This window comes from Protofrankia sp. Cas4, from assembly GCF_963555915.1.
GTDB lineage: Bacteria > Actinomycetota > Actinomycetes > Frankiales > Frankiaceae > Protofrankia.
Map to the genome: position 1 here is coordinate 1 of NZ_CAUVXL010000027.1, position 12782 is coordinate 12782.

The 12782-nt window shown below is 66.1% G+C and carries 9 protein-coding genes; 5 read left to right on the forward strand and 4 right to left on the reverse strand.

What is annotated here, in order from left to right; genetic code table 11:
- Nucleotides 1-112: 112 nt before the first annotated feature.
- From U9979_RS02805 to U9979_RS02815, 3 genes are all read left to right on the forward strand, one after another.
- Nucleotides 113-688 (forward strand): SAM-dependent methyltransferase, encoded by a 576-nt coding sequence (locus U9979_RS02805; RefSeq protein WP_322778138.1) that lies wholly within the window; start codon nt 113-115, stop codon nt 686-688.
- A gap of 1044 nt (nt 689-1732) precedes the next feature.
- Nucleotides 1733-2146, forward strand: a complete 414-nt coding sequence (locus U9979_RS02810; protein WP_322778139.1) for a hypothetical protein — start codon at nt 1733-1735, stop codon at nt 2144-2146.
- A gap of 329 nt (nt 2147-2475) precedes the next feature.
- Entirely contained in the window at nt 2476-3669 is a 1194-nt protein-coding gene (locus U9979_RS02815) for an alginate lyase family protein (RefSeq protein ID WP_416219290.1), read from the forward strand.
- 242 nt (nt 3670-3911) lie between these two features.
- Here U9979_RS02815 and U9979_RS02820 read toward each other — a convergent pair whose 3' ends face one another.
- Together U9979_RS02820 and U9979_RS02825 are read right to left on the reverse strand one after the other, a co-directional pair.
- Nucleotides 3912-4103: a hypothetical protein gene (locus tag U9979_RS02820; protein WP_322751936.1), complete on the reverse strand. Its 192-nt coding sequence runs from the start codon at nt 4101-4103 to the stop codon at nt 3912-3914.
- Nucleotides 4104-4331: 228 nt separating this feature from the next.
- Nucleotides 4332-9545: an SDR family NAD(P)-dependent oxidoreductase gene (locus U9979_RS02825; RefSeq protein WP_322778141.1), complete on the reverse strand. Its 5214-nt coding sequence runs from the start codon at nt 9543-9545 to the stop codon at nt 4332-4334.
- Nucleotides 9546-9564: 19 nt separating this feature from the next.
- Here U9979_RS02825 and U9979_RS02830 point away from each other — a divergent pair, with 19 nt between their 5' ends.
- On the forward strand, nt 9565-9711 hold the full coding sequence (locus U9979_RS02830; RefSeq protein ID WP_322778142.1) for a hypothetical protein: 147 nt from the start codon (nt 9565-9567) through the stop codon (nt 9709-9711).
- Nucleotides 9712-10722: 1011 nt separating this feature from the next.
- The gene (locus U9979_RS02835; RefSeq protein WP_322778143.1) at nt 10723-11478 is read left to right on the forward strand and encodes a hypothetical protein; all 756 of its coding nucleotides are present in this window, start codon (nt 10723-10725) and stop codon (nt 11476-11478) included.
- Between the two features lie 79 nt (nt 11479-11557).
- On the opposite strand, the gene U9979_RS02840 is transcribed toward U9979_RS02835, so the two are convergent.
- Complete coding sequence (locus U9979_RS02840; protein ID WP_322778144.1) at nt 11558-12043, reverse strand: gamma-glutamylcyclotransferase family protein; 486 nt, start codon at nt 12041-12043, stop codon at nt 11558-11560.
- Between the two features lie 265 nt (nt 12044-12308).
- Nucleotides 12309-12782, reverse strand: a complete 474-nt coding sequence (locus U9979_RS02845) for a hypothetical protein (protein WP_322778145.1) — start codon at nt 12780-12782, stop codon at nt 12309-12311.

Consider the following 12782-nt stretch of genomic DNA (forward strand, 5'->3'; position numbering starts at 1 on the left):
ATGACTTCAATGGCTGACGGCCGGCGCACGCTCGATATCGGGGTGGCTCTGCGCCAGTGGCGATATCCCCGGGAGTTTCGCATCGCACGGTCGAGCTGGCCTGAAGAGTAGGTTGCGGCGGTATCGCGGGCGGCGGACGAGGTCGTGCGCGCTGGTCCGGAACATCCAGAGGTGGCCGCGGAGCAGGCGCCGAACCCGGCGACGTTCGCCCAGCTCGCGACCGGTCTCTGGCGGTTACGACGGACCAGTTGGGGATGATGTAGGGCGTTTCTTCGACGGGATGGAGTTGCTCGATCCTGGGATGACGCTTGTCAACCACTGGCATCCCGACGAGCTGGCGGCCGCGGTGGACGATGCCCACGTGCACATGTGTGGCGGAATCGCCCGGAAACCGTGGTGCGCCGGGGACGGTGGCGGTCTCCTTGCGGATGACGTACGTGCCCCAGCTCCGCTCCTTGATCCACACCCCTGGTGTCGGGCGTTCTTGGCAGTGGTGCATGGCGTGCGTCGCCCGCTGGCCTACACTTTCCGGACCTCGGAACGACGTCCCCGGCCTGTATTCCCTCGGTTGTCGACCGGGGTCCGGTTCCAGGAACGAATCAAGGATTTACTGATATATCACCCCAAACCGCCTGAAATCGGTTCGACAGACATTGAGGCGAGGACGAATCGAGAGCTGATAACTTGATCTTCAGCTTTATTCGGGCAATACCGTCAACCGCGACACTGAAATATTCGTGTTGTCCGTAAATTATGTTCTTAGTGCCGAGGTCTCGTTCTCCGTCGTCGTCGCTCACCTTGAATTGGACTGGAAGCCCGTCGGGTGCCCCGCCGAGGCCGACGACGGCATGAAAGCTGCGGTATCTTCGGTTTAGATAAATATTCGCAGATGCGGTTTGCTCTGAACTACCATTTATGCAGCGAAGATCGAAATACAGGCTGTGACGGTAAGCGGTGCCGTCAATAAGAAGAGCGTCCGGCGGGGTTGTCAAGTGGAGACATGAAGGTTGACAGCTTTCGGTGTCGACCATACTTTCGGCCACGTAGGCGTCTTTAGGAGTGCTGGAACCTGTAACCGATGGTTGAGAGGGGCTGGCGCCCTCAGACGGATTTGCGCCGGGGTTCCCCGGGTAACCTTTGAAAACGAAGACTGACGTCAGGATCAAACATATGGTGATCAAAATCAGGGTCATAATTATGGGCAGGGGAAGGCGGGAGCTCCCGCGATGATGTAAAGATATCTGATATCCCAGAAAAAGTACCGCTAGAATAACAAAACCAGCGACCAGTATTGATATCTGATCCCTGGCAAATGCGAGCAGGGTGCAGATGGTAGTCAGAATTCCAAGAATTTCAAATACTAATCGTACCGGACTGTTGCCTGGCCCTGGCCCTGGCCCTGGCCCTGGCCCTGGCCCTGGCCCTGGCCCGCCCCCACCTGCCATTTAAGATCCATTCACCTGGGTTCGCCTGGTTTTCGGTGATTCTGATCTATTGAACAGCAGTGCGGACTCCCGACAGCAGACGGGTACCCCCCACACATACTCACGTGCGGCCAGGCCGGCACCTGATAGATCATCGGAGGTGGCTACGCCTGCCGCGTAGCCGGCGGTGACGTGATGCGGTTTGCCTGTGGCTGCTGTTCACGATCACCAGCACGGTTTCCGGGTAAGCCGGCATCCGCGTGTGCGGTCAGGGCCGGACGGGGCAGGTTCGACCCGAGTTTCCGAACGTGTCCCGCATTGTCAATAATGATGACATGCTCATCCGCGCCCGGCAGGTTCAGACGGTCTTGCTCATGATGGCCTTCGCCTTGGAGTTGACGCTGGCCGGCTGCGGCGGTGACACCCCCAGCCCCAGCCCCAGCGCCGCGCCCGACGACGCCGCGGCGGCCTGCGCGGCCCTGGTCCGGACCAAGCCCGGGCTGGTCGAGCTGGGTCCCGACAAGCTTGACGACATCGAGCGGCTGCGCGCTGCGGCGTGGCTGGGCACGGTCGCGGCGCATGAGGATGACAAGAAGTACGGCAAGCTTCACCTGCAAATGAGTGCGATCTTGCAGGACACCGAGAAGGGGAACTACGCGGGCCTGCCCACGGACGCGCGGGCGGCGCTGTCGGTCTGCTCGGACCTCAACCTGCCGCACTAGCCAGATCACCTGGCGGTCCGCCGCTGAAACTCGTCCAAACCTTCTGTCCACGGACGCGGGACCGCTCCACCCACCGTCGGGAGAGCGTGTTCGCCTGCGGGTCGGGCCTGCCTACGCGCGACGGGATGGAAGGACACACCCTTCGACCGGGCCATGACTGCCATGCGGTATAAAGTGATTTGTCAGGTTGGGGGGGATCCAACCCGATGAGGAGCTCCGTGTCCACGACCACGGGACCGACCAACCAGATCAGCCGGCGCCATCTTCTCGGCTTCGCCGCGGCTGCGGCCGCAACCGTGCCACTGACCGCCTGTGAGCCAGGAGCGGCCATGTCGGCCACACCAACTCCAACCACGGCCACACCAGGTCCAATCACGGCCGTGCCGGCACCGAGTGCGGCAGCAGCTGCCGGCCGGCCGGCGAACGGCGCTTTCGTCCATCCCGGCATGCTGCACACCCAGGCCGATTTCGACCGCATGACCGTCAAGGTGCGCGCCGGTGCCACACCGTGGAAAGCGGGCTGGGACAGACTGGTAGCCAACGGCCATTCCCAGAGCACGTGGAAGGCACGTCCGATCGCGACGGTGATACGGGGTGGGGACGGGCAGAACTACCCCCAGCTGTACAACGACATCCACGCTGCCTACCAGAACGCGCTGCGTTGGAAGATCAGCGGGGACGTCGCCCACGCCGACGCGGCGCGCGATATTCTCAACGCCTGGTCCGCGACGCTGACGATGGTCACCGGCAACGCCGACCGGTACCTCGCCGCCGGGATATACGGCTACCAGTTCGCCAACGCCGCCGAGATCATGCGGGGTTACGACGGATTCGATCTCAACCGGTTCAAGGCGATGATGCTGAACGTCTTCTACCCCTTGAACGACCGGTTCCTCCGCGAGCACAATGACGCCTGTATCACCAACTACTGGGCCAACTGGGACCTGTGCAACATGGCCTCCATTCTGGCCATCGGCATCCTCTGCGACGACCGCGCCAAGTTCGACCGGGCCATCGAATACTTCAAGAACGGCGCGGGGAACGGGGCCATCATGAAGGCCGTTCCGTTCCTGCACCCGGGCGGGCTCGGTCAGTGGCAGGAAAGCGGCCGTGACCAGGGCCATGCCACGCTTGGCCCCGCCCTGATGGGCGCATTCTGCGAAATGGCCTGGAATCAGGGTCAGGACATGTACGGATACAGCGACAGTCGCTTCCTGCGAGGCTGCGAATACGTCGCGAAGTACAACCTGGGCGAGTCCGTCCCCTTCACCACCTACACCTGGGGTACCGGCCAGAACTGTCAACAGCAGTCGCAGACCGTCGTCGCCGAAGCCGGTCGCGGACTCGACCGACCCTCCTGGGAGCTCGTCTACAACCACTACGTCAAACGCCGGGGGCTGGCGGCACCGAATGTCACTGCCTATGCCGCGAGGGTCCGGGCCGAGGGCGGTGGCGGTGATTACGGTCCCAACAGCGGAGGGTTCGACCAGTTGGGCTTTGGCACCCTGACCCACACGCTGTAGCAGATCGCCTCCACTGTCGCGGATCGGGCGCTTAGCGCAACCGGCTCTGGGTGCGCGTCTGACCAGCTTCCCCCTCGGCTCCCACCCTCAGCTGGCACCTCGGAGTCGGGAACGATGTGATTTCCGGGTCGTCATGATGACACCGGATTCACATCGTTCCCCGGAATCGTGGCAGAGCTCGTTATCTTGACCCGGATTACGAGCTGGGGGAGGACGTTGATGACCATGGTGAGTGGGCGGGGTCATGGTCGAGCGGCACGGGAGTGCTTGGCGGTCTCCAACAATGCGATGGGATCGACGATTCGACCCTCTGCGGCCTCGTGGTCGTAGACATGGCGCACAAGGTCAAGCCATTGGCGGTGCTTGGTGATCGTCACGAAGCCGGCGACGACGCCTGGCGAGAGGACGAGGGCGAGGAGGAAGTGGAAGTCCACCGGGGCTCCTGGCTCAGGCGATCCACGATGCCCGAATGGCCCCTCTTGGATCGCGTAAGCGATTGTATCATTGCTTATCCTAGCGGGGTCCACGTCGGCCTTCCCGCCCGCCGCGATCCCCACAACAGAGATCGCATACGACAGGTGGATGGCCTTGGAGATCGCGGAAAGTGGAGCGGGACAGTCCGCCGCACATGCATCGATCGACCCAGGGCGCCACGTCGGCGCTCATACGGCGCCCGCCGGGATAACTTCGCCCTCGTCAGGTGCGGCCGACCTTTCCCCGCCGCTCAGCACCTCGGCGAGGTACTCGGCCAGCGCCGCCACGGTTGGCCGGTTCCACAGCAGCGTCGCCGGCAGCGGGACGCGGAACAGCTTCTCCAGGCGTCGCCGGATAACCAGGGTCATCACTGAGTCCAGGCCCATCTCCAGCAGCGGTTTGCCGGTGTCCAGCTCCTGGGGAGCCAGCTTGATCTCCTCGGCGACCTGTGTGCGGACCATGTCCATGAGCTGGTCAAGCAGTTCGGCGGGTTCGAGTGCCGACCAGTCGTCGGCGGGGCCGGATCTGCCCGCGACCGTCTCCTCGACGGTGATCTCCCGCAGCAGCGGTGGTCTCGGCATGCCGGAATCCACCGTGATCATGGGTAGGACCGCGCAGTGTGTGCCGACACGCCGCTCGGCGAAATCCCAGGCGCGCAATGCCTCGAGGGGCGAGATGTCCGCAGTGCCACGGGCGTTGAGTTCAAGGTTGATCATGGTCGAGGATGTCGACATGCCCAGCCCTCGCCACGAGGTCCAGCCGAAGCTGATCGTATCGTCACCCCGGTGGGCGGCCAGCGCGTCCAGGAAGGCGTTCGCCGCGCCGGAGCTCGCCTGACCCGGCAGGCCCAGCAGGTACCCGCAGAAGGAGAACATCGCGAAGAAGTCCACGCTGCCTGGCGGGAAGAGTTCGTGCAGGACGAGCGCGCCGTGCGCTGTGGGCGCCATCACCGCGGCCAGCGAGTCCTCGTCCAGCTCGCCGAGCATCCGGTCGTCCGATATCCCGGCGGCGTGCACGATCCCGACGATGGGCGGCAGGCCGAGCGCCGCCGGGTCGAGCGCCGTCCGAATCGCCGCGGCGTCGGTGATGTCGAGGGAGAGGACCTTGACCGTGACGCCGAGGGATTCCAGCGCCCGCACCGCCTCGATCTGGGCGAGGATCCGCTCGTCCGAACAACGGTCCCACTCCGCCCTTTCCGGGAAGGGGCGCCGGCTTGCGAGGACGAGCCGATGTGCGCCGCGTCCGGCCAGGAAGCGCGCTACCTCGAGGCCGAGCGCTCCCATCCCACCGGTGACCAGATATGTGCCGTCCGGGCGGAACGTGGGCGCGGGGCGAACGATGTGGCCGGGCACAGGCAGGAGGCGCGACGTTGTCGTCCGACCCTCGATGATCCGCACCGCGTCCTCGTCGGGTCGCGCGCGCAGGACCGCGAGCAGCCGCTCGGCCGATGCGGCCAGGTGGTCGCTGTCGACGATCCCGCCCCACAGCTCGGGCTGTTCCCCGGCGATGACGCGGCCGACGCCCCACATGGAAGCGCCGGTGAGCGAGCCGTCCGGCACACCGCTGGTCACCGCCCAGATTCTCGGTCGCCCGCCCGTCCAGCCCGACACACGCTGGGCGACGCAGGCGAGCAGCCATGCGGAGCGCTGCGCGCTGTCAGCCTCGTTGTCGCCCTGCGGTGTCGGGCCGACCAGCACCGCTGTGTTCGCGCCTGCTCGGTCACGCAACCCGTCCAGGGCGTCGGCGTCCGCAACCTGCCAGATCGCAATCCCCGCGTCCCGCGCCGCGTCCGCGATCGCCTCGAGTGGCGTGCCGACGATGACGACCGCGTCGAGGGCGCAGGTGTCCTCTGCCACCGTCAGGGGCCGCCAGAGGATCTCGTGGACGAGCCTGCTCGGACTGGCAGCGGCGCCCGGGTCGCCGTCGAGCACCGCGTAGCGCAAGCCGGTCAGGGTCGCGACGACACGGCCGTCGACAGTGGCGATGTCGACGTCCGCGGTGTCTGTGGGGCGCTCCACGCTGGTGCGGATGTATATGAGGGCCTGTGATGGTGAGTCACCGTTGAACGCCACCTGCCTGATCCCGGCGGGCATCCGGAGAGTCGGCGGCCCGCCGAAGACCACCGACGCGATGGACAGCGCAGCGTCCAACACCGACGCCCACGTCGGGGCGGCCCCGTAGCCGGAGTCCACCGCGGCGAACAGCCGTTGGCCGTCGAGCACGCGCAGCTCGGTTATGTGCCAGGGGAAGCCCATCGCCGCGACGCCGATGCCGGCGAGACGGTCGACGACGAAGTCGTTCGGTAGGACGTCCGGGCAGCTCGCACGCAACGCGGCGAGCTCAAGCGTCCGCTCGGCGACCGCACCAAGCGGATCAACGGCGGCCGTGGTGTGGGTGAGCCAGACACCGTCGCCCTCGCCCGTGCCGCCGTCGCCCGTGCCGCCGACGCGCCGGGAGCTCAGCCGCAGCGTCGAATCCTGGCAGGAGATCTGGATCTCGCGCGGTGCGCTGACCACGACCGGAGTGCGCAGCACGATGTCGGCGAGCGCGGCCAACGAGCCGCCGTTCGAGGCGGCGGTGGCGAAGGTGTGCAGCAACACGGCCGCAGGAATGATCTCTACGGTGTGTACCGGATGGTCGCCGGGGTAGGGCCGGCAGGTCAGGTCGAGGTAGGTCTGCCAGAGCTCAAGCCGACCCGAACCGACCACGACGGTGTGGCCGCCGAGCAGGGTGTGGCGCTCGACGTCGTGAGAGCGAACGGGCCGGCTCACGGCGGAGTCGCGCCAGTAGCGCCGGTGTCGCCACGGCGTCGTGGGCAACTCGGCCAGCGGCTGCCCGCCGGACGCGCGGCGTGCTTCGACGCCCGCGCAGTGCAGTGCAGCAACGTTGGCGAGCAGCGTGCGCTGGTCGGGGGTGCCACGCCGGAGCGAGCCGCCGACGTAGCCGTCCGCGATTCCCAGCGCGTCCAGGGTCTCGGCCACCGAATGCGCGACGACGGGGTGTGCGGAGATCTCGACAAAGGCGGTGTAGCCGTCTTCGGCCGCCGCCTGTACAGCCGCCGCGAACCGGACGGGGTTGCGCAGGTTGGCCGCCCAGTAGGCGCCGTCACGCAGCGGTTCCGCGCGCGGGTCGGCCAGCGCGGTGGTGTAGACCGGGATCGAGGCGATGTCCGGGCAGAGCCCGTTCGCCGCCGCGACCAGCCTGTCCAACAGGGGATCCATGTGCCGCGAGTGGAAGGCGACATCGGCGGCAACCCGGCGGACGACCAGCTTCTCGGCTTCCCAGGCGCGGGCTGTCGCCTCGACGGGATCGACGTCGCCTGCGATCACGGTCGACGACGGCGAAGCCGCGATCGCGGCGACGACGTCGTTGCGTTCACCGAGCCGTGCGCGCACCTCGTCGAAGGGCAGGTTGACCATGGCCATCGCGCCCTTGCCGGCCACCTCACGGAGCAGAATCGACCTACGGCAGATCAGCCGCGAGCCGTCGCTGAGGGTCAGCGCACCGGCGACCACGGCTGCGGCGATCTCACCGACCGAGTGGCCGATCACTGCGGCGGGTTCGAAGCCGTGCTCACGCCACACGTCGGCGAGCGCTACCTGCATCGCGAAGATCATCGGTTGGATGACGTCGACCGCGGAGAGTTCGTCGCCGACGAGCACTGCACGCGGAGTGAACCCGATCTCCGCCGCGAATATCTCGCCGACCCTGTCGATCGTCCGCCCGAACGCCGGTTCCGTGGCCAGCAGATCGCGCCCCATGCCCACCCACTGCGACCCGTGTCCGGAGAAAACCCATACCGGGCCCATCGCCCGCCGTTTCGCCGTCCCCAGCCGGACGCCCGCCGCCTCGTTACCGGCCGCCGCCGCACGCAGAGCGGCGACCAGCTCGGCGCGGTCGGCCGCGACGACTCCGGCACGGTGGGTGAGGTGGCTGCGCCGTTCTCGCAGGGTGTGGGCGACCGCGGCCAGTGGGGTGCCCGCGCCGTCGGTCTCGAGCCAGTCGGCGAGATTCCCGGCGGCCGCGGTCAGGCCGGCTTCGGTGGCGCCGGACACGAGGAACAGGGACGGCTGCGCGGTGTCCACCAGGGGTTCGGTCACGTTCGGGGGCGCTTGTTCAAGCACCACGTGCGCGATCGTGCCGCCGTAGCCGTAGCCGGAGACCCCGGCACGGCGTGGGTGCTCGGTGACGGGCCACGGCCGGGTCGTCGTGACCACCTCGAGCCCGGCGGTGTCCCAGGGGATGGCCGGGTTGGGCTCGCTGATGTTGAGGCTCGCCGGTATTTCGGCATGCCCCAGCGCCAGCACGGCCTTGATGACTCCGGCGACACCGGAGCCGGCCTCCAGGTGACCGATGTTCGATTTCACCGAGCCGATGAGGCATGGCTGCCGGGCGGGCCGGCCTCGCCCGAGCACGGCGGCCATCGCGGCGGCCTCGATCGGGTCACCGGCGCGGGTACCCGTGCCATGCGCCTCCACGTAGTCGACCGTCGCCGGCTCCACGCCGGCCATGCGGTAGGCACGGCGCAGCAGGTGGATCTGTGCCTCCCCGCTGGGGGCCATGATGCCGTTGGTGTGGCCGTCCTGGTTGACCGCGCTGCCGCGGATCACCGCGAGCACCTGGTCGCCGTCACGTTGGGCGTCGGCGAGCCGTTTCAGGACGATCACCGCGGCGCCCTCCCCGCGGCCGTAGCCGTTCGCTGCGGCGTCGAAGGACTTGCAGCGGCCGTCCGGCGAGATCGCGCCTGCCGCGTCGAGGACCATGGTCAGGCCGGGACCGGCCATGATGTGCACGCCGCCGACCAGCGCGAGCGGAGTCTCACCGAGGGCCAACGACTGACAGGCGAGGTGGATGGCGACCAGCGACGCCGAGCAGGCCGTGTCCACGGCGAGGCTGGGACCGCGCAGATCGAGAGCGTGGGAGATGCGGTTGGCGACGGCGCACATGGAGGCCCCGATGCCGGTCCAGGCCTCGATGCGGGGCAGGTCCTCGAGCAGGCGGCGACCGTAGTCGTCCGAGCCGACGCCGACGAACACCCCGGCGTCGCCACCGGCAAGGCTCGCCGGCGGGATACCCGCGTGCTCGAGCGCCTCCCAGGCGACCTCCAGCAGGATGCGCTGCTGAGGGTCCATCAGCTCGGCTTCGCGCGGCATGATTCCGAAAAATTCGGCGTCGAATCCCTCGATGTCGTCGAGGAAGCCACCGAAGCGCGTGGTCTTACGCAGCGCCGCGGCGTTCTCCTGGCTGGCTTCGGCGTAGGACGCCCACCGCTGTGGCGGGACCTCGGAGATTGCATCCTCGCCCCGTGCGAGCAGCCGCCAGAATTTCTGGGGTGTGTCGGCGCCGCCCGCGAAGCGGCAACCCATACCAATGATCGCAATGGATTCTGTCACGTCAGCCATAGGATTGGTTCCTTCGAACATGGACGGTGAAGAACGGAAGGAATACCTTAAAGGCGAAACTGTTCTCGGCCTGCTCGAAATGCTCGATCGCCGGCTCGACCACACAGGTTATTTCGCCACTTCCACTTCCACTTCCACTTCCGATGCCGATGCCGATGCCGAGTAGTTGATCGACCAGCATTTTACTGACGGCTGGAAACCCAATCAAAGGCGCCAGTTCAATCTACGGGGATCTCGTCAGGAGTACTGTTCGGGGAAATGAGGGCGCGTCCCAGCTCGGTTCTGATTGTGGCTTGCAGCTTGCAGCTTGCGGCAGCGGCGCCGGTGTGCCCGAGGTTTCTGTACCCGCCGTTCCACCTGCGGTCAGCACGGTTAAGAGTCTGTTTTGAATCTTGGGCTCGCCCGGACAGAGGATTCAAATCAGGCTCTTAACGATGTGAATCTGATGCTCCTGCCACAACACCAGATTCACATCGTTCCCAAAGAGCGCCCGGCAATAGTCCCGCGACGCCGCGCCCCCTGTCGCCGGTCGCTCTAAGGCCAATTCAATCAAGTCGTAGCTGTGTAAGTAGTCAGCAGGGTCGACAGAAGATTCAAAACAGGCACTTAGACCCCCCAAGTCGTCGGCTCGGTGCCACGTTGTGCATCGCATGGCTGACGATAGAGGAAGGTCCTGCCTGGAAGCAACTGTCCTGTTTCGGACTGCGACGGCCACCAAATGTGGTAATCGATTACTACAACAGCCGCCGGCCCCACCGATCACTGCAGCAGCAGGTGCCGCCCAGCACCAGCACTGGCCTGCTGTCCGAACCCGGCACGCCGATCAACGATCAACGATCAACGATCAACGATCAACGATCGTGATCGTCTCGACGGGATCATTCGCGACTACCGGCAGGCTGGAGAACCTCGGCAGCCAGACCCAACCGCAGCGTTTCGGGAGAAGTCGTCTGAGGTGCTGGAGAAAAATGCTACCATAAGTACATATTAATATTCTTATTGATCTTTTAATCCAAAGGTTGGGTGGACGATGAGGCACCCCCTCTCCCGGAGAAGGTCCATGCGGCGATATCCCCGCGCACCCCTCGGCATCATCCTGGCTGTCCTGGCCTTCACGGGCTGCGCATCGTCAACCGTTGGCGCCGAGGACGGGCGATCGTCGAAGGACCCGGTCACCGTGGTGGCGGCCGCCTACGACAAGACCCTGGAAGCGACGACGATGCGCTTTTCGATCAGCCAGCGGCTGACGGTGCCCGTCGAGGGTAGGACCGAGACCATCGAGGCGACCGGCGAAGGGGTGACGACCCTCGACGGCCGTACGATGCGCCTTAAGGGAAACGTCACCCAAGTCGGCGACTATGAGGGCATGGTTCTCGACGGGATCGAGTACATTCGGTACGCGGATCAGGAAAAACTCTCCCTCCCTCCCGGCAAGACCTGGATTCGTTTCGACCTGAGCGCCCTGCTCGGCATGGGGATCAATGATTTCGCCGGACCGTCCGGGAGCGACCCGCGCCAGGGCCTTTCCTTCCTCCACGGTGTCGTTGGGGAACCCCGTGTGGTAGGTGAAGAAGACATTCGCGGAGTCCACGCCACCCGGTACACACTGGTCGTCGATCCGGAAAAAGCCGCCGTTGAGCGGCCGTCCGCAGCGGCCAAGATGCTGTCCGCTTCGATCGCCACCAAAACATTCCCGGCGGACGTCTGGATCGACTCCGAGGGTCGGATAATCCAAATGGCATACTCGATAACGGTGAAAGAAATGACCGGAAACGTCGCCGGCTCGTCCATTACGGTGGGCAACACCGTCGGATTCTTCGACTACGGGGTGCCGCTCGGTGACATAACTCCTCCACCGGCAGATCAGGTGGAAGATCTCACCGATAAGATCCGGAACAGCAGTCGGCAAGGCGGCGGGTCAGCTACCGGCTGAGGCCGTTTCGACTGCCGCGCGCCGGGCGAGCGCGGTTGCGGTCTTGACCTCTCAATCGAGGAATTCGGCAACGTGCGGGCTATCGCCTGGCGTCGTGGTGCTGACGCCAGGCGGTGCAGTTGGTGAGGTAGGCGGATAGCTGCTGCCGGGCGAAGATCTTCGGGTCCCATGTGACGGGCTCGACCGTGGCGGGGTCCTCAGCGGCGTAGGTCCACGCATTCTTGCCGTTGGCAAAGGTGATCCGGGCGAGGGTGTAGAAGTCGGCTTCGAAGGTGTCGAGGGTTTGCCATTCCTCGGCGGTGAGGTCGTCGAGTAGATGCCCGGAAGCGGTCGCTTCGGGTTCGGCGATGAGCGCGGGGTAAACGCGTCCGGGTAGGGCAGCGGCACGCCATCCGTGCACGGTGGCGGGTGTGCGGTGGGGGTCGCGGTCGATGAGGATGCGGACGACGTCATCGAAGAGCAGGCTTCCGTAGACGAACAGGGGCGCCGGGTCCGTCGACAGGGTGGCCAGCCGGCCAGAGGTGGGCACGCTCGGTTGGGGTGAGTAGGCGTTGGTAGGCGGCATGGAAGACCTTTCCCGCGGTGGCGGTGTCGGCGGTGTCGGCGGTGTCGGCGAGGGCGACGCCGGGGCGCTACCGAACTGCTGCGGTTCATCCACCGGCGTCCGTGGGTGGCCATGTTCGTCCGCCACCCTGGCTCTCAGTCGGTGGCCTTGGGATGGCCGGTACCGGCGTAGATCACCTACACGGTCCGGTTCGACTCGTCGATCAGATACCAGATGCGTCCGCCGCCGGTGGGCGGCGCAGCGGCGCGGTCTCCTCGCTTCGGGCTCATTCCGCTTCGACGGCGGCCGGCCGGGGGACAGGCCCGAGATCGCCGTCCGGTTCCCGAGTCAGCATCGTGTACAGGGCGGGGTCGGCGTGGATCTCGGCGCTGTGTCGCCACTGGGCCAGCAGGACGGCGATGGGAGCCAGGGTGTTCAGCGTCATCGTGCCGCGTGCTGTTTCGATCAGCTCGGCGAAGAAGGCGTCGACATCCTCCGGTGGCAGGAACGTCGTCCAGGGCAGGGCGTCGGGCAACGCCTGCCGCAGGGCGGCGGTGTTCCCCGTGCGGACCAGGCCGGCGAGCATGCGGGTGGCGAAGTCGACCACGGCGGAGTCCTGTTCCAGCTGGTCCACCCGCATCAGCGCGAGGTCCGTCGCGTCGCGACGGCGCAGCCGTAGCGCTCGTACCTCGTCGAGCCGCCGGGTGGTTGCCGCTGGGTGGTGTAGCAGCTCGCTGAACGGGACTTCTTCGTAGGCCAT

Bases quoted from the DNA above. Each gene is read 5' to 3' on its own strand.
- U9979_RS02815 (WP_416219290.1), top strand. From the start codon at position 2,476: ATGTCGGCCACACCAACTCCAACCACGGCCACACCAGGTCCAATCACG.
- U9979_RS02825 (WP_322778141.1), bottom strand. From the start codon at position 9,545: ATGGCTGACGTGACAGAATCCATTGCGATCATTGGTATGGGTTGCCGC.
- U9979_RS02830 (WP_322778142.1), top strand. From the start codon at position 9,565: ATGGACGGTGAAGAACGGAAGGAATACCTTAAAGGCGAAACTGTTCTC.
- U9979_RS02840 (WP_322778144.1), bottom strand. From the start codon at position 12,043: ATGCCGCCTACCAACGCCTACTCACCCCAACCGAGCGTGCCCACCTCT.
- U9979_RS02845 (WP_322778145.1), bottom strand. From the start codon at position 12,782: ATGGCCTACGAAGAAGTCCCGTTCAGCGAGCTGCTACACCACCCAGCG.